The sequence below is a fragment of the Paenibacillus sp. FSL H7-0716 genome, from assembly GCF_038002705.1.
Classification (GTDB): domain Bacteria; phylum Bacillota; class Bacilli; order Paenibacillales; family Paenibacillaceae; genus Paenibacillus_AQ; species Paenibacillus_AQ odorifer.
On record NZ_JBBODA010000024.1, the window covers coordinates 1 to 23831 of the forward strand.

The following is a 23831-nucleotide window of genomic DNA, read 5'->3' on the forward strand; positions in this document are numbered from 1 at the left end:
CACAGGCGGCGCCTGCCAGTGCGGCAGCTCCCACATGCGGGCTAACAGCCCGCTTTGTGGCCGCTGCCGGATGAGCACTTGGCCCGCGTGGGCACCGCGGCCCTCAATTAAGGCCGCCAGCCGCTCCTCAGGGCGCGGCGGCTTGGCCTTGGTCTTGACGGGCAGCGAGGTCTCGCAGCCCGCCAGGCGCGCGGCGCAATGCTCCATCACCGGGCAGGTTAAACAGCGCGGTGACTTAGGAGTGCATACGAGCGCCCCAAGCTCCATCAGCGCCTGATTAAAAGATGATGCTTCCCCCTCCGGGATCAGCTCAGCTGCCAGGCGCTCCATTTTTACGCGGGTGGGTCCCTTGGCGATATCATCCTCTATCAGAAAGTATCGGGACAACACCCGCATCACATTGCCGTCGACCGCTGGCTCTGGCCGATTGAAAGCAATGCTAAGGATAGCCCCTGCCGTATAAGGTCCCACTCCCTTTAAACTGAACACAGCCTCGCGATCATTCGGCACCTGCCCGCCATACAGCTCTTTGACCTGTTTGGCCGCATGCTGTATATTGCGAGCACGAGAATAATAACCTAAGCCTTCCCAGCACTTAAGCACGTCCTCTTCTGGTGCATCGGCGAGCGACTCTACGGTAGGAAACCTTTCGATAAACCGATTGAAATACGGGATTACCGTATCCACCCTTGTCTGCTGCAGCATTATTTCAGAAATCCAAATATAATAAGGATTGCGGTGCCGACGCCAAGGCAAATCCCGTTTCTGCCCTTGATACCACTCCAGCAAATGATAGCTGAAATATTGCTTAGCCTCCTGCAGCTCCTGTTCGTCTTGAACTTGTAGATCTTGTTGTGTCATTATAACGCTCCTTGCCCTTCTATAATCAGGGTTCAATTTATGAACCTGGCCCTTCCACGACGGCAAAAGCCGAAGCCAAATCACGGCCATGTGTTATCGTAAGATGAATGGTATACCGCTGTCCATCTGGCAGATCTAGTCTGCTCCAGGCTTCACACGATAAAGTTACCTCTGGTTTTCCTTTAACATCAGGCAATATCTCAATATCCTGAAACCCAACTACATTGCCGATGCCACAGCCTAAAGCCTTTACAACTGCTTCCTTGGCAGCAAAACGCCCGGCTACGAACTCAGCCAACCTCCCGCTTCGCTCTTCAGCAAGTTGATATTCTTGCTCTGTTAAGACCCGCTGGTTAAATTTCTTACCCAGTCCTCTATTTATTACCTCTGAGATTCGTTCAATTTCTAACACATCATGTCCGATTCCGTAAATCAACACTTCACGCTCCTTATGGACGTGTATCCCATTTTGCTTCAATAATGGTATGATCAATCATATGAAGTATTATTAAAAGTAATAGTCCTGCAAGATTCTTTCTGCTATCTTAAAAGAAAATGCGCTTTAAGTCTAATAAGACTATCCAGCGACTTCATGATAGACTAGCTGATTTACTTCATTTTTATATATGGAGAGGGGATTACCCTATGAATCATCGTAATTTTGAAATACCTGCCGGAGACGGAGCTGTTCTCCGCTGCTCACACTTCCCAGCCCAAGGCAAAGCCAAAAGCGTTATAGTTATAGCCCATGGCTACAAAGGTTTTAAAGATTGGGGAATGTTTCCTTACATAGCCACAACTCTCAGCCAAGAGCATGAAGTAATTACTTTTAACTTCTCTCATGCTGGCATCGGGGAAGATCTGCTGCATTTCACAGAGCTTGAGAAGTTCGCCCGCAACACCTATCGCCGCAGCTTGAAGGACATGGAAATCCTGTTGTCCTATCTTAGCCAACACCCGAAATTCGGCAGCCTGCCCTTATTCCTTCTCGGCCACAGTCTCGGAGGGGGAATTTGTTTGGTCTACACGCTTGATCATCCCGATGAGATCAGCGGAGTAATCTCCTGGAACGGGGTTACGAAACTCGATTTGCTGACGGAAGAACAAAAGCAGCAGATGAAGGAAACAGGAAGAACCTATGTCCTTAATGGACGTACTGGCCAACAAATGCCGCTGGATGCTGTAATTTTAGAAGATATGGAGAACAACAAAGAACGCTATAACATCCTTGAACGCATACAGAAAGCGTCCTTCCCAGTTGTTCTTATTCAAGGCAGTCAAGATGGAGTACATCTCCGCCAAGGGTCTGAGCATCTCATCAAACTTCGGCCAGATATTAGCTGGGTGCAGGTTCCTGAGGGTAATCATACGTTCAACACTGTGCATCCTTTTGCTGGCACGACTCCGCCATTAGAGCTCGCGATTGCTGCGACAACTGATTTTATCAATCAGACACTTACGCTTACAGAATAATTATTCTTCTTAGTCTATCCAGCTATCCAACTCACAAAAACCGCCACGAGCTCTGCTGCTACGCAGACCCGTGGCGATTTCTAGTTCAACCTATTCTAAATCCCCGGAATAACATTACGCTTATGTGCCGTTCTCCGGTAATAATTCTCAAGCTTCTCAGCTACCTCAGGATTAACCTGTTTACCTTCCAGATAGTCGCTGTTATCGTCATACGTAATGCCCAACTCGGTTTCATCCGTCTGCCCCGGCCATAAGCCCGCCGTAGGTGCTTTTGTGACAATATCCGCAGGCACACCGATATGTGCAGCCAACTGACGTACCTGACGTTTATTAAGTGTGGATAGTGGTGTAATGTCTACAGCGCCATCGCCCCACTTCGTGTAGAAGCCGGTAATCGCTTCAGAAGCATGATCCGTTCCTACTACAATCAGATTGTTCTCAAAAGCGAGTGCATATTGCATAACCATACGTGTTCTGGCTTTAACATTTCCTTTGCCTTGATGCGTCATATGGCGGTGTTGGCCTATTGATTTCAGACCATGCTCAACTTCAAGGGCAATTTCATTTACCGCTTCCTCAATGTTGGTCTCCACAGTATGAGTCAGATTAAAAGCTTTGGCAACATCATAGCTGTGCTCGATATCTTCCTGAACCCCATAAGGCTGGAATACTCCAAGTGTCATATACTCTGTGCCTTTTTCTGCCGACAGCTCGTCCGTAGCCTGTTTACAAAGACCCGCGGCTACCGCACTGTCCACTCCACCACTAATGGCGATCAATAATCCTTTAGCCCCTGCGTTCAGCACGTACGACTTTAAGAAATCAACCCGTTTGCGTGCCTCAACCTCTACGTCAATCGTTGGCTTCACGCCAAGATCCGCAATAATTTCCTTCTGTAAACTCACCAAACACACCTCGTTCCATCAGAAATGGTTCCATATCCATCAAAATATCCACCCATACGAAGCTCATGCTTCAAAGCATATTCTATCCCATTATTGCTCTTATATTTTGAAAAATCCCGCATGCAGCCGATTTGCCGGCTGATGCGAGATTATATGGAATAACTGTTTTTACTGGCACAAACGATTGAAGACTTCTTTCAATTCAGCAGCAATTTCAGCAGCCGAACGATCTTCTACGCCATGACGTTCAATAAAGTGAACGAGTTCTCCATCCTTCATCAGTGCGATGGAAGGTGAGGATGGCGGATAAGGAGCAAAATATTCACGTGCTTTAGCAGTCGCTTCTTTCTCTTGACCTGCAAACACTGTGAACAAGTGATCCGGAGTGATTTCATTTTGCAAAGCCTGAGCTACACCTGGACGACATTGTCCAGCAGCACAACCACAGACCGAATTTACGACTACAAGCGATGTTCCTTTTGCGGTTGGAAGAGTAGCTTCCACCTCTTCTGGAGTCATAAGCTCCTGAAACCCGATACTTGTCAGGTCATCACGCATAGGCTGAATTGAATCTCTCATATATTGATTAAAAGACATGGACATTTCTCTGCACTCTCCTTCACTTTTCAACTGTTTGTCAGATAATATTACAGCAGTACTTACTAACTTTATTATACATTCATACTCTGTGAAAGCAAGAGATGCTGTAGAGGGTGATTCAATCTACGAGCGAACCCCGCTGGGTTCCTCCTTATCCAATGGGAAGGAGATCGTAAATACCGTACCCTCTCCTTCTACAGACTCTACATTTATTTTACCGTTATGCCGCTCCACAATACTTAGGCACAAGGATAAGCCTAGACCTGTGCCCTGAATTTTCGTCGTAAAAAAGGGTAAAAACAGCTTCTCGCGTTGACTTTCTGACATACCAACGCCGCTATCGGTGACAATCAACTCCACTTTATCATGAGTACTACGTGTCTCCAGCGTCAGCACCCCCTTGGGTCCCATAGCCTCCATACCATTACGTCCTAAATTGAGAATAAGCTGCTTGATTTCCCGGACATTTAGTTCCAATTCATGCAGTGATGGGCTCAGCTTCAATTCAACACTTTGACCGCGAAGATTAGCATCAGCCCACAGCAATGGACTAACTTCTTCTATAATATGGTGCAGCAGCACCTTCTCTTTATCAGAAACCCGGCTCTGTGCCAAGGATAAAAAATCATTAATAATACTATTAGCGCGGTCCAGCTCTTCCATCACAATCTGATAATAAGAATCCAATTCTTGAGCACTCTTTTCTCTCATCAGCTGCAAAAAACCCCGAACTACCGCCATAGGATTACGAATCTCATGGGTAATTCCAGCAGCCATCTGCCCGACCAAGCTCAAACGCTCTACATGATCCAGCTCTACACGTAGTTTTTCCTCATTGGTCATATCCTGCACAATAATTACAGCACCACTTGTTACCCCTGAGCTCTTATGCATTAACGGCGCTGAATAAATCTGATAGATGCGCGACTCATGAATCATTTTTTCACTGGAACGCCGTTTAGAGCGGATATTATCACTTACCCGCATATAGGCCTGTGTATCCACTGAGCTGTGAAAAAACTTTTTTACCGGCTCGTCAATAATATCCTCTTTTCGTAAATTGGGATAATGAGCCCGCATCATTCCTAGCATACAATCATTAAGATCAGTTACAACTCCGCGTTCATCCAGAGACATAATACTCAGAGGAACTACATTGGTAATCTGCTGCAGCTTCTCGGACTCCCACTGGAAACTTTCACTGATATTCTCCATCTGTACTTTATCCTGCAATCTACTTCTAACCATCTCAACATAATATACAAAAATACCACCTAAAGCGATGGTGAAAAACAGATATACCGTAATCAGAAATGCTTGCACGGAATTAGATTCATATATATTTTTCCCGCCTATAATAGGGACTAACGCAATAAATAGCATGCTTGGACAAAGAATCATCCATAACATACCGATCTTCTCAACTACTGTACCTTTCTTAAAAGGTTTGGCCAGTCCAAACAGCAGCGGATATAATAAAACCCCTGAATTCAATATCACATTACTGATTCCTGTAGGCTCCGCGATGATTACATTACAGATAAGCAAAAAAATGGACAGTAAAATGCCCGAACGGGTAGTTCCATATAAAATACCAATATACGCAGGGATTAATCCTAAATTTAAATAGGCTACACCAAACAAAGTTGTCGAAAGAAGAGAGCACAGGATAAGACTAAACGTACACGCCAAAATCAAAAAGGTCTGATCATTTGGGAGCTTCCCCTTTTTCCGTGTCACAAATCTACGGTCCACCCACCATTGAAAAAGAAAAAGAAAGGAGCATGCTGCCGATATTTGCAATAAGATATCCTTAACCGCACCAATAATTACAATCACACCCCAAAATGGACAAATTACCCTACATGCTTAGATTAAAGCACAGGATTACTCTCCTGACAACGATAATCACCTAATGATTGGACAAGACTGGTTACATGTGAATCAGAATGGTATGATTCCGTTAGGAATACCCGCGGAATAGGCTTCCGTGTCTTAACATGTAAAGGAGTAAAATTTCATGAGCAATTACGATGTGATCGTCATTGGGGGCGGCCCTTCGGGTCTAATGGCAAGCGTGGCCGCTGCAGAACACGGGGCATCCGTTCTGCTAATCGACAAGGGAGCAAAACTAGGCCGAAAGCTCGGAATATCCGGTGGCGGACGCTGCAATGTTACCAACGTCAAGGAAAGAGACGAGCTAATCGCCCATATTCCAGGAAACGGGCGTTTTTTGTATAGTGCCTTCGACCATTTTAATAACCAGGATATCATCGCCTTTTTTGAAGGTTTAGGCATTGCATTAAAAGAAGAAGATAACGGGCGGATGTTTCCCGTTTCCGATAAGGCCTCTAGTGTCGTCTCTGCCCTAATCAGCAAAGTACGGAGTCTAGGCGTGCAGATTATGACCGACAGTCCCGTCTCAAGAATAATCTATGACGAAGGGGCTGTTAAGGGAGTCCAGCTGAGCTCAGGAAAGACGATCGCCTGCACTGCTGTTATTATCGCCACCGGAGGCAAGTCCGTTCCACAGACCGGCTCCACTGGAGATGGTTACCCTTGGGCAGAAGCCGCAGGGCACACGATCACCGAGCTGTTCCCGACAGAGGTGCCGATTCTTTCACGGGAAGAATGGATTAAGTCCGGCGAGCTGCAAGGCCTGTCGCTACGTGATGTAGCCCTTACTGTGTGGAATCCTAAAGGAAAGAAGGTCATCTCTCATCGAGGGGATATGATATTCACCCATTTCGGATTATCAGGACCCATTGCACTGCGTTGCAGCCAATTTCTGAGACAAGTCCAACGTAAATCCGGCACAGATACGGTGGAGATGTCCATCGATCTCTTCCCTGATCTGAACGCACAGGAAGTAGAATCTATGTTGCAGGATAAGCTGGATCAGGAACCCAAGAAAGCGATCCGCAATTCGCTGAAAGGGCTGTTGCCAGAACGTCTCATCCCCCTCTTGCTGACTAAAGCTGACTTAGATGGGGATACAACCGGTCATCACGTCTCCAAGAATGGATTGCTTCTAATGGCTGGGATTTTGAAACGGATGCCGGTTTATGTGCATGGCACCCGTTCTCTATCCGAGGCCTTTGTTACCGGCGGTGGGGTAAATCTGAAGGAGATCGATCCCAAAAGAATGGAATCGAAGCTTATGCCGGGGTTATTCTTCTGCGGCGAGGTACTCGATATCCATGGATACACTGGAGGCTACAATATAACGGCAGCCTTCTCAACAGGTTATACAGCAGGCAAGCATGCTGCTGACATTCGACTGGGATAATCTCTAGTGCAACGTGATATCCTCTAAGCAGCTTGCTACTTTGAAAATGGCGGTCCGCGCGATTCTCTCATTAACTGGAGAATCGCACCTCTATTTTGGGTTCGTCAGCTGCTATGTGGAGCGTCTGTCCTAATCAGCTACTGCTGCTTCGGACCCAGATGACGTTATTTGTGAATTTATCACCTTATGGGCAGGGTTTCGGACTCCAACGACACTATTCCTTATAATGAGGCTCATATAGGGTGTTTTTCATGGCAATAGCAACTATGGAGTCCGTTAGCATCCCAAAAGTGGAATAATAGTATGTTTAAGGGCAGCTGTGTCCCATAGGCTAGCTAGGTACCTCGTACGTACGTGCGCACAATAGATCGAATCAAATCAACAAAAGAAGAGTGCCCCAGCAGCCTTTTCAAGGCATATGGGGCACTCTTCCGTTCTATTTATATCTTTATTTCGCTAAGCGAAATGTTCCAAATATTCTAGAGCTAAACAGTGCAACGATATAACCTAGCGGGATGAACAGGATAATCCCAAACCATCCATATAAGGAAATACAGATCAGCGCAGAACAAATGATTGAAAAAGGAAGCAGTAAGATAGGGACCGCACGCAGCCCTGCTTCGGCTTTTTGTTCCTTCGTAAACGGCAGAATTCCGATGTAATCATCTCCCACGAATAACGACCAGAACGACAACAGCCAATTGGTCATGAGAGAAACTAAAACTATAAAGCCCAGCCATTTGAACCCTGACGGGATGATAAATATCGCTAGAAGGGACACAGCAGTAAACGATAAGTAGAGCTTTAAATGGGCAGGATTCCGTACAAGTGCCTTAATCGCTGCCGCAGAGAAACGGCTCTCGGCAGTTTTTGATTTTAGCAAAGGCTGTGATTTCCGGAAAATCCACGGCTTATGGCGGGTTGGACGTGGCTTATCCAGTACGCCGCGGAGTAATAGGGCCGCTATTTTCATCCGCTGCTTATAATCTTCACGCACATCGTTCATGAACGTCCCACGCATCACTATACGCCGCTGAAGAGCGATTACCGCTACGACTGCAAAGAGTGCTGCAATCAGCAGCATAAAAACTGGACTGTTGTTCCAAAACGTAGCTGCACGGAAATAAATCCCACAAGGAACGGAGATGGCTAGGATCAGCCATAGCCAGCGCCGCCAGCCTTGCTTTTGTACTTTTACAATATGCCCCAGTAATTTAATGCACCAGCTACATGCCAGAGTCAGAGCGAACAGTGCCCATACCTCGGATGACAGCATTCCATATCCCCGAACCAGAAAAGGTAATAACAGCACAAAAGCTACACAGAACTTCAACGATGTTACGATCAGGCTGTACAGCAACCCGCGAAACATGATCGTATTTATCCATCGCTGTCGTTGTCTAAGAAATAATAGATCGCCTTCCTGCAATAATAGCACCAGTCCCCCTCTACAGAGCAGGAGCACTAATACTGAAGGAATCAACATAAACGGCAAATCTGCACTCCAAGCTGGCAGTGCCTCGTTCCAGAACCCGTAATATAACCGTCCTCCCAGAAATCCCCCGGGAATCAGTATATATAACAGCACAGTCCAATCGGCAGCCGTACGAATAATAGCAGATTGCTCACGCCAATGAGAAAATAATCGCCGCCAGAATAGCTTTTTGGAGGTAGGAAAAGCAAACCCTCGCTGCTTCTGCTTACTCATGTCAGTTCGTCGAAGCAATCAAACAACGACGCCTCCGGCAGCCCAGCATAATCACGTATATCTTCGAGCGTTCCAGCAGCGGCAACCCTGCCACCCGAGATCAGCACAAAATCATCGCAAATTTTCTCAGCAGTATCCAATACATGCGTAGACATTAATACACCAGCCCCGCGCTGCCGCTCCGCTTCCAGCAGCCGCAGGAAATCTTTGGTGGCCCGAGGATCCAAGCCGATAAAAGGCTCGTCCACAATATAAACATCCGGCTGTACCAAAAAGCCAAGCATCAGCATCATTTTCTGTTTCATACCCTTAGAGAAACCAGCTGGAAGATCATCACGGACATGGTTCATACCGAACTGCTTCAGTAACCTCTCCGCCGTTTCTTGAAACTGCTCATATTTTAGTCCATAAGCAGCAGCAGCCAAATCTAAGTGCTCCCATAAGGTCAGATCCTCATAAAACACCGGTTGCTCTGGTACATAAGCATAGGATTTATTAACTCCATTAAAGGAGACCTTAGCTTTGGTATTCTTAAGCAAACCGAGCAGTGTTTTGATTGTAGTACTTTTCCCCGCACCGTTTGGTCCGATTAGTCCGAGCAGTTGTCCACGCCGCACCTGAAATGAAATATCGAATATGCATGGGGCACCTGCTTCATAGCCTGCTTCATCGATCTCAACATCGAGTACAATCTCTTCGTCGCTCTCTGTATCCCCTGTTATTTCTACATTCTCCATATTCGCCAACTCCTAAATATTTCTAATGAATATTATTATCGAAATCCCAATCCAGAAAGATAGCTTCTCTAATCGTACTATATATACTTTCTCCAAGGAAGCAAACTGATTTTTTCACAGCTAAGAGAACTACTCTCATATTTAAAAAGAAACCTCCCATTAAAGAGAGGTCTGCCCGAGAAGCTCTAGGTTATTTGTTGCTGAAATTTCTTCTTCACGTTTAATTGCCGCTTCATCTCTACGCTCGATTTTACCACGCAGCATTAACAGTAACACTCCGAGCAGGGCTGTAAGTAAACCAGAGAGAATGAAAGCCGGGACAGGTCCTGACGCTGTAACTAAAGCCCCACCGGCTACAGGTCCCAAGATAACAGCCGCACTTGTTAGACTGCCTATAGTTCCAAATACACGGCCCGTGTATTCCGCAGGGGTCCGCTGTTGCAGCATAGAATTGAAGGGAATGAACGCGAGGCCTGCCCCCACACCAGCAAACATAAAGGAACCAAACAAAGCGATGTTCATCCATAGTCCAGCCTGACCGTGGGCAGTTACAATTCCTGCACTTGAGAAAACAACCCCCATAATTACAGCTCCCAATCCCATGAAGACGAGCGTATGTTTACCACTGCCTATACGGCTTACAAGCAGGGCTGACAGTAAGGTGCCAAGACCACTGGCTGCCACACACCAACCCAGCAGATCACCGTTCACACCCGGAATCTCCCGGAATAACGTTACAATCTGCGAATCACCAATTTGCAGCATTAGCAGCACTAGCACCAGCATAGCAATCCCGCATAGTACTACAGGCATTCCCACGATCACCTGCAGACCCGCCGACATTTCTTGGCGAAAAGACTTCCGAGCACCATTCTCCCCTGTGCTATCCTCTGCTGTATCTTTCTTCAGTGCAGCCGTACGCGGTAGTCCTATTAAGATGACCGCCGATAAAATGAAGGTAGCCGAGTCAATCACATAACAAGCGGCAATATCAAATGCGGCAACCAGCAGTCCACCTAGAGCAGGACCTACAATTTTGGTTATTTGTTCAATAGATGAGCTAAGCGCCATGGCTTTATCCATCTGGGCCGCAGGGACAAGCTCCTTGAGCTTTCCGCTTTTGGCTGGTGAAAAGAGTACATCCATGATCCCTTTAGCCACCAGCAGGACATATACCTGCCAGAGAGAACCTGCAAATACCAAACAAACAACGATTCCTGCACGAGCTAGATCGGAACCAATCATCAGCGCCTTGCGGTTAAAACGATCACTTAAATAACCTGCAAACGGTCCTCCTAAGAGCAACGGTACAGCCATACATAAAGATATAGCCGTAATTTCCCACGGTGTAGCATTCCATTTAAAACCTACCATTGTTAGTAGCGCTAGTATATGCAACCAGTCTCCCACATTCGATACAAGCTGTGCGGCAATAAGCAGCATAAAGGGCTTATTCGCCGTCAGCTTTCCTTCTTTTGAATCATGAGCCAGTTGTTCCTCCATCTTACTTCACTCCCCGTTACTATTTCTCGATGAAGTAATAGTAAAATATTGGAGAACATCAATCATCCGTCTGGAGGCGTAAATAGCGCTTGAACCTAAGGCTGAAATTCTTATCCTTTCAAAGACTGAAATCAAAAAAACCTTCGTTTTTATCGTATTTAAAAAATTGTTTGATTTTTAATAATTAAAAGTGTGCTCATTGTGACAAATCACATGTTCTTCATTCGCTCTTTCACGTATTCTAAGGTTATCTCAAGGTTCGTTGCACAGGTAACCCGTGCACTAATGACTATTGATTGCAAACTGTGCGATGAGTTCACACATGATTAACGATAGAGGGTGGAGAAGCATGATACAATCTTACGAACGTGATACGCAATTAACACTACATTTGTACCGGGTATTTGCCAAGTCTTTTAAGAGCATTAATGAACATGCTGTTACCGGCAGCAAAATTGAAGGTTTTAATCCGACTGCCTTTGCCGTTATGGAAGTGTTGTACTATAAGGGACCACAACCCATTCAACAAATTGGCGCCAAGCTGCTGCTGCAAAGCGGCAACGTTACTTACGTAATCGATAAGCTTGAGGAACGCGGCTATTTGCAGCGTAAGCCTTGTCCGAGCGACCGCCGTGTGATTTTTGCGGAGCTGACTACGGAAGGTGAACGTCTCATGAATGAGATGTATCCGAAATATTCAGAACGCCTGCATCTTGCTTTCAGCGGTCTGAATGATGATGAGAAGGAACAAATGATTGTTCTGCTCAAAAAGATGGGTCTACAAGCTGAGAAGCTATCCCCTCTTCCTCGTAAGTAAGAGTCGCTTATTTATGTGTACAGACAAGCTATTCTTGATTTCTGTTAATGGTAAAAAGAAAACCAATAGGCAATTCTCCGATTTATTTGAGAATCGCCTATTGGTTTTTTTGTTCTGCGCCGGCTTACTTGAGCAGATGATCGGTAAGTCGATGCCGAAGACGGACTTTGAGGTCCGCTATTGGCAAACCTCGGATCATAGTCATCCTTATTCGGCAGGACTTGCAAGCACGCTTCCGATTGGACTTGGCGAGCACACTCTAGATTGGATGTCCCTTCTAGCTGACCGTAACTATTGCTCTCAGTAAAATCCACTTTCGGTAAACCCACTTTTGATATAACCCGCTATATTTTCAGCGCCCAATCTTGATGAACCTGAGCAATAACTTAGGGAATAACTGCATTCTGTACAGCTATTTCGTATGCAAATCGGATTATTCTAACTTTAAGTGTATTCTGTACAATTAAAAACCAGACAAACCACTCCTAGGCGAGTAAATCAAGAAAATAGGTGTACTAAATACAGCTATTTTCATTGAAGAGTTAAAGGCAGGATTATAGTTGCACTAAATACAACTAAATATGTCTAACATCTGCTTCCATCGACTCATCGACTCTCTACTCTAGAGGTTACATCAATCTGGCGTGCCCCTCCGTCCGCTATTCCGTGCGTGATTTCATGTGCTCCCCCGTGCGTCACTCCATGCGTCATTCCGTACGTCATTCCATGTGCCACTCCATGCGTCACTTCATGCGTCTTTCCGTCCGTCACCCCATGCGTCATTCCATGTGCCCCTCCGTCCGTCATTCCGTGCGTCAATCCATGTGTCTCTCCATGCGTCATTCAATGTGTCATTCCGTACGCCCCTCCAAGAGTTAATTCGTAAGGTTCATTCAATTTAAAAAGCCATCTACCTATTAAGTTATGCCTTTTTCAAGGACGATGAAGCATCCTCTACTGAAGGCACACCCTTGCGCAAACCCCAGGAAATTATCAGCGACAAAACAGCGAAAACTGCCATTAGGATAAATAATGAATGAAGACCACCTTCAAGGGCATCACGCAGACTGTTTGATACTTCCCCAGACAGGTTAGTTCCTGCATGCGATCCAAGCAGCTTATTAATATCATCCCCTGAGATGTTCGAATCCGGTTGTTTTCTTAACAGCTTATCAATATTCAAGTTCAGCCAGGAGCCAAAAATAGCCACCCCAACAGTCTGTCCTAAAGAACGCGTGAACGCATTAAGCGCTGTAGATGCTCCCCGTTGCTCATACGCAACAGAGGACTGCGCAATAATCGTAAAGACTGTAGAAGAATACCCAAAGCCAACTCCACAGACCAGCATCAAGCATAAAAGCAGCAACTGTGAAGACTCCCCTGTTAAGAAAGCCAGGCCAATAGCCCCGGCAGCGATCATAATCAATCCAAGCATTGCGGTTCGACGCGAACCTGCTTTTAGAATCATCCGCCCTCCGGCGATCGAACCAAACATCCAGCCTACCGACATCGGCGCCAGTAGCAAACCTGAGATGGCGGCGCTTTTTCCGGATACACCCTGCACCCATAATGGCACATACGTAGAAAGCCCAATAATTAATGTGCTTACCAGCAGGTTAGCGCCTGTAGACACCGCTATGTTGCGGTTCGAGAATAGACCCAGCGGCAACATAGGTTCAGGAGCACGACGCTCCACAAAGAAAAATAAGACTAGCAGGATAACAGCCACACTTAGAGTTGCGATTAGCAGTGGGGATGTCCACTCCAGATTCTGTCCTCCTGTAGAGAGACCGAAGAGTAATGCGCCCATACCAGCAGCGAACAGCAGCACCCCTGCCACATCAATTTGTGCTTTCCGACGTACCTTCTCTTCCTTCAAATAACGGGCAATAAATACCATTGCTAATAAACCAAATGGCAGATTAAAGACAAATACCCAGCGCCAGCTTAGGTAATCTACAACATATCCTCCAAGAAGAGGGCCTACTAAAGAGGAAATCCCCCATACAGAGCTAAGTAATCCTTGTGTCTTCGCTCTCTCCTCAATACTGTAAATATCCCCGATGATGGTAAAGGTCATTGGAATGAGCGCACCCGCGCCAATCCCCTGTATTGCCCGGAACAGGATCAGCTGTTCCATACTTTGCGAAATACCGCATAATAATGAGCCTAATAAAAAAACAGCTGCCCCCCACATGAACACCGGCTTGCGTCCAAAGAGGTCACTGATTTTGCCGAAAATAGGAGTAGTAATAGCCATTGCCAGCAAATAAGAAGTGAATATCCAGCTAAGCCACTGCATCCCCTGAAACTCACCTACGATAGCTGGACCCGCTGGGCCTGTTACCGTTCCTTCAATCGCAGCCAGAAAGGTAGCTAGCAGCACCCCTATCAGTATTAATTTACGTTCTAAATCCCCTGTTGACTTCAATGTTCCAAACCCTCTCTTTATGTAATCAAATCATTGCCATTCCCCACGCAGAAGCGCATGTAGGGTCACATCCTGAAAGCCGGAAGGGGTCTGGCGATATTGACGCAGTATACCTTCCTTCTGAAAGCCGAGCGTTTGAACCAGCCTCTCCGCACGATTATTATCAGGATGACACAGCGCTTCTATCCGATTCAGCCCCATCCTATTGAAGCCGAAGTTGAGCACTAAACCAAGCGCTTCTTTCATATATCCAAGCCCCCAAAAGGCAGGCGCCAGATCGCAGCCAATTTCCCCGCGGTAAGCTCCCTGTAACTGCCAATAGTTATACCCGCAGCTCCCTATAACTTCACCACCGGGTCCTACAATACTCCAGCGTAAGCTGTCCTCTTCCTGAGCCATCTGTGATAAAAATGCAATCAGTTGCTTAGTCTCTTCGATAGAGGATAATGCTGGAGCCCCCAGCCAGCGGGTGACCTCTGGATGAGACCAGACCTGATATAATGCTGAAGCATGTTCAGTAGTCATAGCACACAGCTTCACTCTACTGCCGACCAGTGTGGGTATCACTCCATTGCAGATATACAAGTCTCTGCCCCCCTTCAACTTATCAATTATACATCATTCAAGAGTATATCCTTAAGATAAAAGTTCTAAATTCTTTAACATTGAAAAGAACAAATTCTACGCGTTAACGTAAAAAGACGTCTGCAGCAGGGAGCAAACACTCCCTAATACAGACGCTTTTTATTTAAACTTAACTACAATGATTTCATTCCGCTTCATGAATAACTTCACTGCATAACACCTGAAGTTTGGCTCGAATATCCTTGAACTCTTCAATTCCAGTCCCCGTAATACTGTACCCTTCGGTATGGGCAGTCAGAAAGTTGTCCAGTGTCAGCTTTTCCAATTCCTGTTTCACTTCGCGTTCTCCTACACGATACCCCAGATCTTCAAGTCCGAGCAGCATCTCTGAGATCGTCACATCTTTATCCCGTGCACAATAAAGCATATGAATTCCTATGAACAAGTTCTGTACATCAGCGCGCATATTCCACCTCTTCCGGCTATATAGCCTTCGGTATTTATACTAGCATTACCCTCTGACCGATCCTCGGAAACATTATTGTAGCTGTTCCGCATTTCATGGACTTCAAGGAACATTCCATATTGTTACAGATTGGTATTGTCGCTTGACGTATCATGTCTAGCTGTACTATGTTGATAATTACAGTTAGGAGTTCATATTTGAATTTAAAGTACAGGAAGGTGATGCTTCATGTTTCAAGCTATGCCTTACGATGGAACACGCAACGAGCAGTTTGAAGCGGTTCTAATCCAACTAGAAGCATTAGTAAAGGACGAACCAAGTGCTACGGCCAACCTGGCCAATGCTTCGGCACTGCTTAAACACGCTATGCCGGATACGAATTGGGCCGGTTTTTATTTATTTGATGGCAAGGAGCTTGTGCTCGGGCCTTTCCAAGGTCTTCCTGCCTGCATCCGCATCCCGTTGTCTCGTGGAGTCTGCGGAACGGCTGCTGCGGAACGACGCACGTTAGTAGTTGGAGATGTGCATGCATTCCCGGGACATATCGCCTGTGACGCCGCTTCAAACAGCGAAATTGTTGTCCCGCTGATCAAGGATGATCGTTTGCTTGGCGTACTCGATATCGACAGTCCGCTGAAGGATCGTTTTGATGATGAGGAACGCCGGTTCCTGGAGCGGTTCGCAGCCCTGGTATCGGAAGTTATCTAAAGCAGCTCTGCTCTATAGAGCATAAGAAATAGGCTGTCTCATTTGTAGGAATCTCCTACCTATAAGACAGCCTATTCTTGTTAAGCCTATAGCCGTACCGGACTGATATTCCAAATCTCCGCGGCGTAGCGGCTAATCGTGTTATCGCTAGAGAATTTACCGGAATGACCAATATTTATAATAGACTTCTTCAGCCATTCCTGACGGTTGCGGTATGCCCGGTCAATCTCGACATGAGTCTCGACATAACTTGCGAAATCCTTAAGCACAAAGAATTCATCGTTATTATCCAAAAGAGAATGGAAAATGGTCTCAAACTCCGCACCATGACAGCATATAGGTCCCGGATTAACCAACTGATCCAATACTTCCTTCACACGGCTATCCCCATTGTAAATATCACGTGCGTGATAGCCGCCATGCTGATAATAATCCATTACCTGCTCAGCACGAAGACCGAACAGGAACATATTGTTGTCCCCTACCATCTCATGCATTTCCACGTTAGCGCCGTCCATCGTACCTACGGTTAATGCACCGTTCATCATAAACTTCATATTCCCCGTGCCGGAGGCCTCTTTACTCGCAGTAGAGATCTGTTCACTAATATCCGCAGCAGGAATGATCTTCTCGGCCAAGGATACCGAATAATTCTCAAGGAAAAAGATACGGATCTTGCCTTTAACATCCGGATCCTTGTTGACAGCCTCCGCCACAGTATTGATCAGCTTGATAATCCGCTTCGCCAAATGATAGCTTGGTGCCGCCTTTGCTCCGAATATAAACGTACGCGGTACCATATCCATCGAAGGATTATCTTTGATTTGGTTGTACATATGCAGAATATGCAAAATATTTAGCAGCTGCCGCTTATAAGCATGCAGGCGCTTCACCTGAACATCAAAGATAGAGTCGGGGTCTACATGTACCGAATGCTTGCTGTAAATGTATTCAGCCAACTTGAGCTTATTCCTCCGTTTAATGCTGGCTACTTGTTCCTGGAAGGAAGCATCCTCACAATATTTAATCAAGCCAATCATCTCTTGCGGATGGCTCATCCAGCGGGTTCCTATCGATTGATTGATAAGGTTAGCCAGATCCGGATTGGCATGCATCAGCCAACGCCGGTGAGTAATCCCATTCGTCTTATTATTGAAGCGGTGCGGGTACATTTCATTAAAGAGCCGCATTTCGCGTTTCATCAATATTTCTGTATGCAGCGCCGCTACCCCATTAACACTATGGCTCGCCACAATCGCCAGATGGGCCATGCGAACCTGATCGTCATGAATAATCGCCATCTGTGAAATCCGGTCCTGATCACCGGGATAACGACTCATCAGCTCGCCGCAGAAGCGGGCATTGATCTCTTCAATAATAAGAAAAATACGCGGAAGCAAGTCCCTGACCATTTGAATAGGCCATTTCTCCAGGGCTTCGCTCAAGATCGTATGATTAGTATAGGAAACCATACGAGTTGTAATACTCCACGCTTCATCCCATCCTAAGCCATGTACATCCATCAGAATCCGCAGCAATTCAGGAATTACAAGCGTCGGATGTGTATCATTGATATGAAGCGCAACCTTGTCGGGCAGCGATTGTATAGGGAGTCCAAGCTTTCCAAAGGTTCGCAGAATACTTTGCAGGCCAGCACTGCAGAGGAAGTATTGCTGCTTCAACCGCAACAGCTTGCCTTCGTATTGAGAGTCATCCGGATACAGGAACTCTGAGATGGATTCTACAGAACGCTTATATTCCAGGAATTTATGATAGTCTGATCCGGCAAAAGGGCCAAAGGTTCTGGTAGGCTGAGTGATGGACTCCGCACTCCAGTTGCGCAGTGTATTCACATGCCGCCGATCTGCACCAATGATAGGCACATCATATGGAACTGCACGAACGGCCTCATATTGACTATGCTCAAAGATAAGCCGCCCGTTCTCCTCGCGAGTCTCAATCACACCCCAGAACCTTACTTCTACCTGCTTGTCTTCACGACGCACTTCCCATACATTATCATTTTGCAGCCAGTAATCGGGCAGTTCCACCTGATACCCGTCAACGATTTTCTGCTCGAACAGGCCGTATTTATAACGTATACCGCAACCATGCCCCGCATATTGCAGGGAGGCCAGTGAATCCAAGAAACAAGCAGCTAGACGTCCAAGTCCTCCATTGCCAAGCCCAGCGTCGGCTTCTACCTCCTCAATATCCTGCAGCGAGAAACCAAGATCGGCCAATCCCTCACGCACGACCTCCAGCACGCCCATATTCAGCAGATTGTTCCCCAGAAGTCTTCCGATCAGAAACTCCATAGAAAAATAGTATACCTGCTTATCCTTATCCGTCTTGTACTTTTGATTGGTATCCGCCCAATTTTTCCCGGCATTCTCGCGAATCATGTTGCCTAATATTTTATAGACATCAGCATTCGAGGCTTCCTCCAAAGGTTTGCCCAATTTACTGATGAGCGTCTCGCGAAACACCTGTTTGAAAGTTTCTTTATCGTTAAACAACAGCAGGTTCCTCCTGACAAAAGCTTTTTTTAGGGATGCATTAGACTATGCCTGTAGATCAGATAGGTTATACTGTTTCGTTTCATCTAATCCAGTTGGTTTATATTTTGCTGCTCTTGGCGATGACGAAGGGACGTTTACTATCCCCGACGAGAATTCGATTCTTACTTAATTGTACGTCCTTATCCATGATCACATTCTCAATAACAGCATCTTCTTCTATAATGCATTTCTGCATAATTACAGAGTTGATGATCTTCGCTCCTTTACGTACCTGAACCCCTCGAAAGATCACGCTGTTCTCCACCGTTCCAGCTATAATGCAGCCGTTAGCCACCAGTGAATTGCTGACATTTGCGCTCTCTAAATATCGGGTAGGGGCCTCATATTTAATCTTCGTCTGCACTGGACTTTCTTTGAACAGACTAAAGTAATTCTCCTGCTGAAGCAGCTCCAGACTATTCTTATAATAGCTTTCCAATGAATTAATTACGGCATGATAGCCATGATACTCATAAGCAGCAATTTTGAATTTATGGCGGTTTTTCTGGATCACATCACGGAAAAAGTAACTCTCCCCATGTGCAATGCAATATTCCACCTGCTCCAGGAACAGTTTTTTCTCCATAATGAAGATATCGAGATATAAATTGGGATGATCCTTCTCATGATGGATATTGGTCACATTATTCTCTTCGTCCACTTCAATACGCTGGCATAACTCATGCTCTGGCTGCAATTGCTCTATTTTTTTGTATACTACTGTAACATCGGCACCCTTCTCCAAATGGTAGCTGTACAAGTCCTGAAGATCGATAGTATTAATGTGCTGGCTGCCGGAAAACACAATATATTTTGCAGATCCCCGTTTAAAAAGATCCATATTATTATGATAATGCTGAAGGTCGCCAAGAGAAGTATCGGTGGGATCATTCCAGTCCGGAGGCAAAATAAATAGTCCCCCATGCTTGCGATTCATATCCCAAGATTTCCCGTCACCCAAATGGTCCATTAAAGAACGGTATTTACGGCGAACAAACAGGCCCACGCTCTCCAGATCCGCACGCATCATATTGGAAAGCACGAAATCTATCAACCGATAACGACTGGCAAAAGGTACGGCTGCACCACAGCGGAAATAAGTGAGTTCATTTAGTTTATCTAGTTCATGATCCAGATTAATTACACCCATGAGTTGCTTCATCGGAATCCACCGTCCTCTTATAATTTATAAGAAAGTATAAGTTTCACGATATACTTTATCCTTATAAATCTCGCATAAACGCTTACCGTCCCTAGAAGGACGCCGAAGGCATTTTAGCTTGATTATATGGTTTTGGCCACAGCTGATTTACGTTTTTTGCTTTTATTGTCGATCAGCAGAATTTCGTTCTCGTTCTCCCGCTCGATGCCTATTTCCATATAATCGTCGATTACCGTATTCTCACTAATAATCGCTTTATGAATGCGTACGTTCTTACCAATCTTAACCTTAGGCATAATCACGGAGTCCGTAATCACACTGCCTTCCCCTACCTCTACGCCATAAAAAAGAACCGAGTGCTTCACTTCACCATGCACAATGCAGCCTTCATTAATAATGCATCCTGACACTTTCGCCCCAGGTGCGACATATTGGGCAGGTTGATTCGGATTGCGTGTAAATATGCGCCAGGTGGGATCATTTAGATTAAGCGGTGGATTATCGCTCAGTAAATCCATATTGGCTTCCCACAGGCTTGCTACTGTACCAACGTCTCTCCAATACCCTTCAAAAGGGTACGCAAATAAAGAGTTTCCGTCTTCCAGCATCAAAGGAATGATATCCTTACCAAAATCGTGAGATGACCCTATATTCTCTCCGTCCTCCAGTAAATGCTTGCGGAGAATTTCCCATTTAAAGATGTACACACCCATAGAAGCTAGCGTGCTTTTTGGCTGTGCAGGCTTTTCCTCAAATTCGTAAATTTTCAGATCGTCCTCTGTATTTAAGATTCCAAATCGACTTGCTTCCTCCAGTGAAACGTCAATCACAGAAATCGTGCAATCTGCGTTTCTCTCCTTGTGGTATTGCAGCATAGCATGATAATCCATTTTATAAATGTGATCACCGGATAGAATAAGAACATGCTCAGGGTCAAACTGATCTACAAATTTAAGATTTCGATAAATCGCATCGGCTGTTCCCCGATACCAGCTGCTTCCATTCTCACGTTCATGCGGTGGCAATACAAATACTCCACCATTCTTACGGTTCAAATCCCAATCACTGCCTACTCCGATGTAAGAATGTAGTATAAGTGGCTCATACTGTGTCAATACACCGACAGTATCAATACCCGAGTTGGAGCAGTTACTTAAAGGAAAGTCGATGATCCGATAAGTGCCCCCAAAATAGACAGCGGGCTTGGCAAGCGATTTGGTTAAACCTTTCAATCTTTTGCCTTGGCCTCCAGCCAATAGCATGGCTACCATTTCTTTTTTCTTCATGGAAAAGCCTCCCTTGACTTATGGGTAATATAAAGTTCAGCAAACCTAGGATGAATGAACAGAATTCCAGAAAGAAGTGAATTAGAAAAGAAATACACCAGAAAGAAATGAGCCTTGATAGGAAGATGACAAAGTTGAAAAAACGAGGAAGGAAATTTTACACGTTCGGATGATCTAACCTAAAATAGGGAGAGCATTCTCCAAAATCAGGAGCCTGAATCAGGAGATTATCCTTATTGTAAAGTGTTCTATATTCTTCGTCAAAACCCTTTATCGCAATTCCGAAATTCCGGAATTTTTAACCCTGTTTGTCATTAAACACGTTAATATTCCTTATAACTAGATTAACCAATTTAAAGCCATGTGAAAGAAATTCACTCATTTATTCTAGAAAAAGAATCATCCGGTCTTCAGCAAACATTCAACCGGATATGGCATAATGAAGCTATCTATCACCGATTTGGAGGAACCTATGATGAAAGCAGTACAAGGAGTTCGACTTCTGCTCGTAGATGATGAGCCTCATATATTACAGTTCCTGGAGCTGGGTCTCCTTAACGAAGGTTTCGAAGTACGAACCGCGTCGGACGGGCTAAGCGCCATTTCGATTGCAGCTGAATTCAAGCCCCATGTAGCTATCCTGGATGTTATGATGCCGGGTATGGATGGGTTCGAGGTATGTCACTATCTGCGCTCGGAAGAGACAGAGGTAGCTGTCATCATGCTTACTGCAAAAGACGAAGTGGATGATCGCGTAAAAGGACTATCTATTGGTGCTGACGACTATATGGTCAAGCCCTTCAGCTTTGATGAATTACTAGCGCGGATCCAAGCGCGGCTGCGGAATCAGTTTCCGGGGCTGCTGGGTGAGGTCCGCTGCGGTCCTTTCCGAATTGACAGTCGGCGAAAGGAAATCCGCTTCAGGGAGGAAGTACTTGAGCTCTCCCCTACGGAATACGAGTTATTGCAGTATCTCGTTATCAATCACGGCCTTGTACTCAGCAAGCCTATGATTCTTGATAAAGTGTGGGGCTATGATTTTGGCGGTGAGGAAAATATTGTTGAGGTCTATATCCGTTCGCTTCGTGAGAAGCTCGGAGATAAGGAGCACCGTATTATCCGTACCCTGCGGGGCGCAGGCTACCGGGTGGATCTATGAGCACTCCCATCTTCAGATGGCTTCGTAGACTGCCTGCACCACGTTCCTTGCGAAAACAGCTGCTTGCCACATCGCTGCTCATTCTATCAGGATTGCTGCTGCTGATTGGAGTCTTACAATATATCCTTATGCGAGATTTTATATACAGCAATAGAGCGGAGTCTATGGAAGCGCAAATACGTTCTGTCCCCCGTGAGATGTTTTTTAACTTTTTTAATTCCTATGACGAGGACACCACAGGTATTAATGAAACGAACAAAGAGTTTAACAGCAGTTTCCCGTTGGAAAGAGAAGACATGAATAAAATGCCAAGTGGGCTGCGAACTGGCGAGAACCGGCGTCCGCTTTTGCTTGATGCCCATACAACTCTCGCCATGTACAGCTCGGATGGCACCTTCAGGGATTTACAGCAATTAACCCTCTCAGATATAGCAGCACCCAGGCTGACCAATGAGCAATACGATGCGCTGCTGATTCACACCACGGATAGGGCGACAGGAAATTACAAGCTCATCCAAGCTGAAGACGGAACTGAACATCTAGCCATATTCATGAATCTTTATAGGCCTGGAAATACTAGATTGCTGCTGCAAATGAGTGTGAGCACGGGGCCATTGACGGATGTGATAATGCAGCAGCTGCTGATCTACGCAGGTTTGTCAGTGATTGCTTTATTGACTGGATTATTCCTATACTTGCCGGCCCTGCGCAAGACGTTAGTTCCTCTATCTAATATGGGAGAATCGGCTGAGATCATTAATGCCGGTAATTTGGACATTCGGTTTCCAGTTGACCAAGGACAGGCCGAGATCGACAAGCTTGCTCATTCATTCAATGGTATGCTCGAACGTCTCGAAATATCCTTTCATAATGAACGGGAGGCCAAGGAGCAGATGCGCAGGTTCGCTGCCGATGCTTCCCACGAGCTTAGAACTCCGCTTACCTCAATACACGGTTTTCTTGAGGTCTTGCTGCGGGGCGCCGCTGATAATAAAGAACAGTTATATAACTCGTTGCGAAGCATGCATGGTGAATCGAAACGGATCAATAAGCTGGTCGAGGATCTGCTACTGCTCGCTCGAATGGACGGAGCTCCACAGCTGCAGATGACTGATCTGATTCTCAGCGAGGTGATTCACGAAATGAAACCGCATCTGCTTTTGCTGGCGGATCAACGTAAAGTTACATTTGATATCTCCTATGGCATCCGTGGTAAATATGATCCCTATAAGCTCAAGCAGGTGATTCTGAATCTGTTCCACAATGCAGTTCAGCATACCGATGCCGCGACAGGGAGCATTCATCTCTCTTTACAAGCGGAAGGAAATCAAGCTCTATTAAGCGTGCGGGATAATGGCTACGGAATTCCCGGAGAGCATCTCCCACATATCTTTGATCGATTCTACCGCAGTGACTCCTCTCGCACACGTAAATACGGCGGATCAGGTTTGGGTCTCTCCATTACAAAATCTATTGTCGAGGCACATCACGGCAAGATTAGTGTAAATAGCACCGTTGGCGAGGGCACAACGTTTACGGTTAGCCTGCCTTGCGAGGAAGGATTAGCCAAGGAAGAGTAA

Annotated in this window: 22 protein-coding genes; 7 read left to right on the forward strand and 15 right to left on the reverse strand. The window is 45.8% G+C overall.

The annotated features are described in order from the left end of the window. Both mutY and acpS read right to left on the reverse strand, forming a co-directional pair. A partial coding sequence (gene mutY, locus MHH60_RS24155) for an A/G-specific adenine glycosylase (protein WP_341161168.1) occupies window positions 1-861 on the reverse strand: 861 nt, incomplete at its 3' end. Between the two features lie 37 nt (window positions 862-898). Further along, on the reverse strand, window positions 899-1297 hold the full coding sequence (gene acpS, locus MHH60_RS24160) for a holo-ACP synthase (protein ID WP_076138411.1): 399 nt from the start codon (window positions 1295-1297) through the stop codon (window positions 899-901). Window positions 1298-1506: 209 nt separating this feature from the next. Between acpS and MHH60_RS24165 the strand changes: the two genes are divergently transcribed. Then, window positions 1507-2334, forward strand: coding sequence for an alpha/beta hydrolase (locus tag MHH60_RS24165; RefSeq protein ID WP_076138410.1), 828 nt, complete (start codon window positions 1507-1509; stop codon window positions 2332-2334). Window positions 2335-2429: 95 nt separating this feature from the next. Here MHH60_RS24165 and nadE read toward each other — a convergent pair whose 3' ends face one another. The 3 genes from nadE to MHH60_RS24180 form a co-directional block, all read right to left on the reverse strand. Next, window positions 2430-3239: an ammonia-dependent NAD(+) synthetase gene (nadE, locus tag MHH60_RS24170; RefSeq protein WP_036676815.1), complete on the reverse strand. Its 810-nt coding sequence runs from the start codon at window positions 3237-3239 to the stop codon at window positions 2430-2432. A 168-nt stretch (window positions 3240-3407) separates the two neighbouring features. Beyond that, window positions 3408-3842 (reverse strand): BrxA/BrxB family bacilliredoxin, encoded by a 435-nt coding sequence (locus tag MHH60_RS24175; RefSeq protein WP_036676813.1) that lies wholly within the window; start codon window positions 3840-3842, stop codon window positions 3408-3410. Between the two features lie 120 nt (window positions 3843-3962). Continuing rightward, window positions 3963-5531, reverse strand: a complete 1569-nt coding sequence (locus MHH60_RS24180; RefSeq protein WP_147614390.1) for a two-component system sensor histidine kinase NtrB — start codon at window positions 5529-5531, stop codon at window positions 3963-3965. Window positions 5532-5859: 328 nt separating this feature from the next. Here MHH60_RS24180 and MHH60_RS24185 point away from each other — a divergent pair, with 328 nt between their 5' ends. Continuing rightward, entirely contained in the window at window positions 5860-7128 is a 1269-nt protein-coding gene (locus tag MHH60_RS24185; RefSeq protein WP_076138409.1) for a BaiN/RdsA family NAD(P)/FAD-dependent oxidoreductase, read from the forward strand. Window positions 7129-7576: 448 nt separating this feature from the next. On the opposite strand, the gene MHH60_RS24190 is transcribed toward MHH60_RS24185, so the two are convergent. From MHH60_RS24190 to MHH60_RS24200, 3 genes are all read right to left on the reverse strand, one after another. After that, window positions 7577-8836 (reverse strand): ABC transporter permease, encoded by a 1260-nt coding sequence (locus tag MHH60_RS24190; RefSeq protein ID WP_076138408.1) that lies wholly within the window; start codon window positions 8834-8836, stop codon window positions 7577-7579. Continuing rightward, on the reverse strand, window positions 8833-9573 hold the full coding sequence (locus MHH60_RS24195; RefSeq protein ID WP_036676805.1) for an ABC transporter ATP-binding protein: 741 nt from the start codon (window positions 9571-9573) through the stop codon (window positions 8833-8835). The genes MHH60_RS24190 and MHH60_RS24195 overlap by 4 nt, the downstream gene beginning before the upstream one ends. A 159-nt stretch (window positions 9574-9732) precedes the next feature. Beyond that, window positions 9733-11076, reverse strand: a complete 1344-nt coding sequence (locus MHH60_RS24200; RefSeq protein WP_076138407.1) for an MFS transporter — start codon at window positions 11074-11076, stop codon at window positions 9733-9735. A gap of 349 nt (window positions 11077-11425) precedes the next feature. Between MHH60_RS24200 and MHH60_RS24205 the strand changes: the two genes are divergently transcribed. Then, entirely contained in the window at window positions 11426-11893 is a 468-nt protein-coding gene (locus MHH60_RS24205) for a MarR family winged helix-turn-helix transcriptional regulator (RefSeq protein ID WP_036676802.1), read from the forward strand. 13 nt (window positions 11894-11906) lie between these two features. Further along, entirely contained in the window at window positions 11907-12200 is a 294-nt protein-coding gene (locus tag MHH60_RS24210) for a hypothetical protein (protein WP_076138406.1), read from the forward strand. Window positions 12201-12499: 299 nt separating this feature from the next. Here MHH60_RS24210 and MHH60_RS24215 read toward each other — a convergent pair whose 3' ends face one another. The 4 genes from MHH60_RS24215 to MHH60_RS24230 all read right to left on the reverse strand — a co-directional run bounded on the left by MHH60_RS24215 (window position 12500) and on the right by MHH60_RS24230 (window position 15375). Then, window positions 12500-12736: a hypothetical protein gene (locus tag MHH60_RS24215; protein ID WP_076138405.1), complete on the reverse strand. Its 237-nt coding sequence runs from the start codon at window positions 12734-12736 to the stop codon at window positions 12500-12502. Between the two features lie 79 nt (window positions 12737-12815). Further along, window positions 12816-14324 (reverse strand): MDR family MFS transporter, encoded by a 1509-nt coding sequence (locus tag MHH60_RS24220; protein ID WP_076138404.1) that lies wholly within the window; start codon window positions 14322-14324, stop codon window positions 12816-12818. A 30-nt stretch (window positions 14325-14354) separates the two neighbouring features. Beyond that, window positions 14355-14909 (reverse strand): GNAT family N-acetyltransferase, encoded by a 555-nt coding sequence (locus MHH60_RS24225; RefSeq protein ID WP_076138403.1) that lies wholly within the window; start codon window positions 14907-14909, stop codon window positions 14355-14357. 184 nt (window positions 14910-15093) lie between these two features. After that, window positions 15094-15375: a hypothetical protein gene (locus tag MHH60_RS24230; protein ID WP_036676794.1), complete on the reverse strand. Its 282-nt coding sequence runs from the start codon at window positions 15373-15375 to the stop codon at window positions 15094-15096. Window positions 15376-15603: 228 nt separating this feature from the next. Here MHH60_RS24230 and MHH60_RS24235 point away from each other — a divergent pair, with 228 nt between their 5' ends. Continuing rightward, window positions 15604-16083, forward strand: coding sequence for a GAF domain-containing protein (locus MHH60_RS24235; protein WP_036676791.1), 480 nt, complete (start codon window positions 15604-15606; stop codon window positions 16081-16083). 86 nt (window positions 16084-16169) lie between these two features. Here MHH60_RS24235 and MHH60_RS24240 read toward each other — a convergent pair whose 3' ends face one another. The 3 genes from MHH60_RS24240 to MHH60_RS24250 form a co-directional block, all read right to left on the reverse strand. Beyond that, window positions 16170-18602, reverse strand: coding sequence for a glycogen/starch/alpha-glucan phosphorylase (locus MHH60_RS24240; protein ID WP_076138402.1), 2433 nt, complete (start codon window positions 18600-18602; stop codon window positions 16170-16172). 100 nt (window positions 18603-18702) lie between these two features. Continuing rightward, window positions 18703-19806: a glucose-1-phosphate adenylyltransferase subunit GlgD gene (gene glgD, locus MHH60_RS24245; protein WP_076138401.1), complete on the reverse strand. Its 1104-nt coding sequence runs from the start codon at window positions 19804-19806 to the stop codon at window positions 18703-18705. A gap of 122 nt (window positions 19807-19928) precedes the next feature. Then, entirely contained in the window at window positions 19929-21092 is a 1164-nt protein-coding gene (locus tag MHH60_RS24250) for a glucose-1-phosphate adenylyltransferase (RefSeq protein WP_076138400.1), read from the reverse strand. 475 nt (window positions 21093-21567) lie between these two features. Between MHH60_RS24250 and MHH60_RS24255 the strand changes: the two genes are divergently transcribed. Together MHH60_RS24255 and MHH60_RS24260 are read left to right on the forward strand one after the other, a co-directional pair. Then, window positions 21568-22251 carry a response regulator transcription factor gene (locus tag MHH60_RS24255; protein WP_038568592.1) on the forward strand — a complete coding sequence of 228 codons (684 nt, stop codon included), beginning with the start codon at window positions 21568-21570 and terminating at the stop codon, window positions 22249-22251. Next, window positions 22248-23831: a sensor histidine kinase gene (locus MHH60_RS24260; protein WP_076138399.1), complete on the forward strand. Its 1584-nt coding sequence runs from the start codon at window positions 22248-22250 to the stop codon at window positions 23829-23831. Before MHH60_RS24255 ends, MHH60_RS24260 begins: the two co-directional genes overlap by 4 nt.

Excerpts from the sequence above, each read along its gene's own strand:
- MHH60_RS24165 (WP_076138410.1), top strand. The coding sequence starts at position 1,507 with ATGAATCATCGTAATTTTGAAATACCTGCCGGAGACGGAGCTGTTCTC.
- MHH60_RS24175 (WP_036676813.1), bottom strand. The coding sequence starts at position 3,842 with ATGTCCATGTCTTTTAATCAATATATGAGAGATTCAATTCAGCCTATG.
- MHH60_RS24185 (WP_076138409.1), top strand. The coding sequence starts at position 5,860 with ATGAGCAATTACGATGTGATCGTCATTGGGGGCGGCCCTTCGGGTCTA.
- MHH60_RS24190 (WP_076138408.1), bottom strand. The coding sequence starts at position 8,836 with ATGAGTAAGCAGAAGCAGCGAGGGTTTGCTTTTCCTACCTCCAAAAAG.
- MHH60_RS24195 (WP_036676805.1), bottom strand. The coding sequence starts at position 9,573 with ATGGAGAATGTAGAAATAACAGGGGATACAGAGAGCGACGAAGAGATT.
- MHH60_RS24200 (WP_076138407.1), bottom strand. The coding sequence starts at position 11,076 with ATGGAGGAACAACTGGCTCATGATTCAAAAGAAGGAAAGCTGACGGCG.
- MHH60_RS24205 (WP_036676802.1), top strand. The coding sequence starts at position 11,426 with ATGATACAATCTTACGAACGTGATACGCAATTAACACTACATTTGTAC.
- MHH60_RS24210 (WP_076138406.1), top strand. The coding sequence starts at position 11,907 with ATGTGTACAGACAAGCTATTCTTGATTTCTGTTAATGGTAAAAAGAAA.
- MHH60_RS24215 (WP_076138405.1), bottom strand. The coding sequence starts at position 12,736 with ATGACGCATGGAGAGACACATGGATTGACGCACGGAATGACGGACGGA.
- MHH60_RS24230 (WP_036676794.1), bottom strand. The coding sequence starts at position 15,375 with ATGCGCGCTGATGTACAGAACTTGTTCATAGGAATTCATATGCTTTAT.
- MHH60_RS24235 (WP_036676791.1), top strand. The coding sequence starts at position 15,604 with ATGTTTCAAGCTATGCCTTACGATGGAACACGCAACGAGCAGTTTGAA.
- glgD (WP_076138401.1), bottom strand. The coding sequence starts at position 19,806 with ATGAAGCAACTCATGGGTGTAATTAATCTGGATCATGAACTAGATAAA.
- MHH60_RS24250 (WP_076138400.1), bottom strand. The coding sequence starts at position 21,092 with ATGAAGAAAAAAGAAATGGTAGCCATGCTATTGGCTGGAGGCCAAGGC.
- MHH60_RS24255 (WP_038568592.1), top strand. The coding sequence starts at position 21,568 with ATGAAAGCAGTACAAGGAGTTCGACTTCTGCTCGTAGATGATGAGCCT.
- MHH60_RS24260 (WP_076138399.1), top strand. The coding sequence starts at position 22,248 with ATGAGCACTCCCATCTTCAGATGGCTTCGTAGACTGCCTGCACCACGT.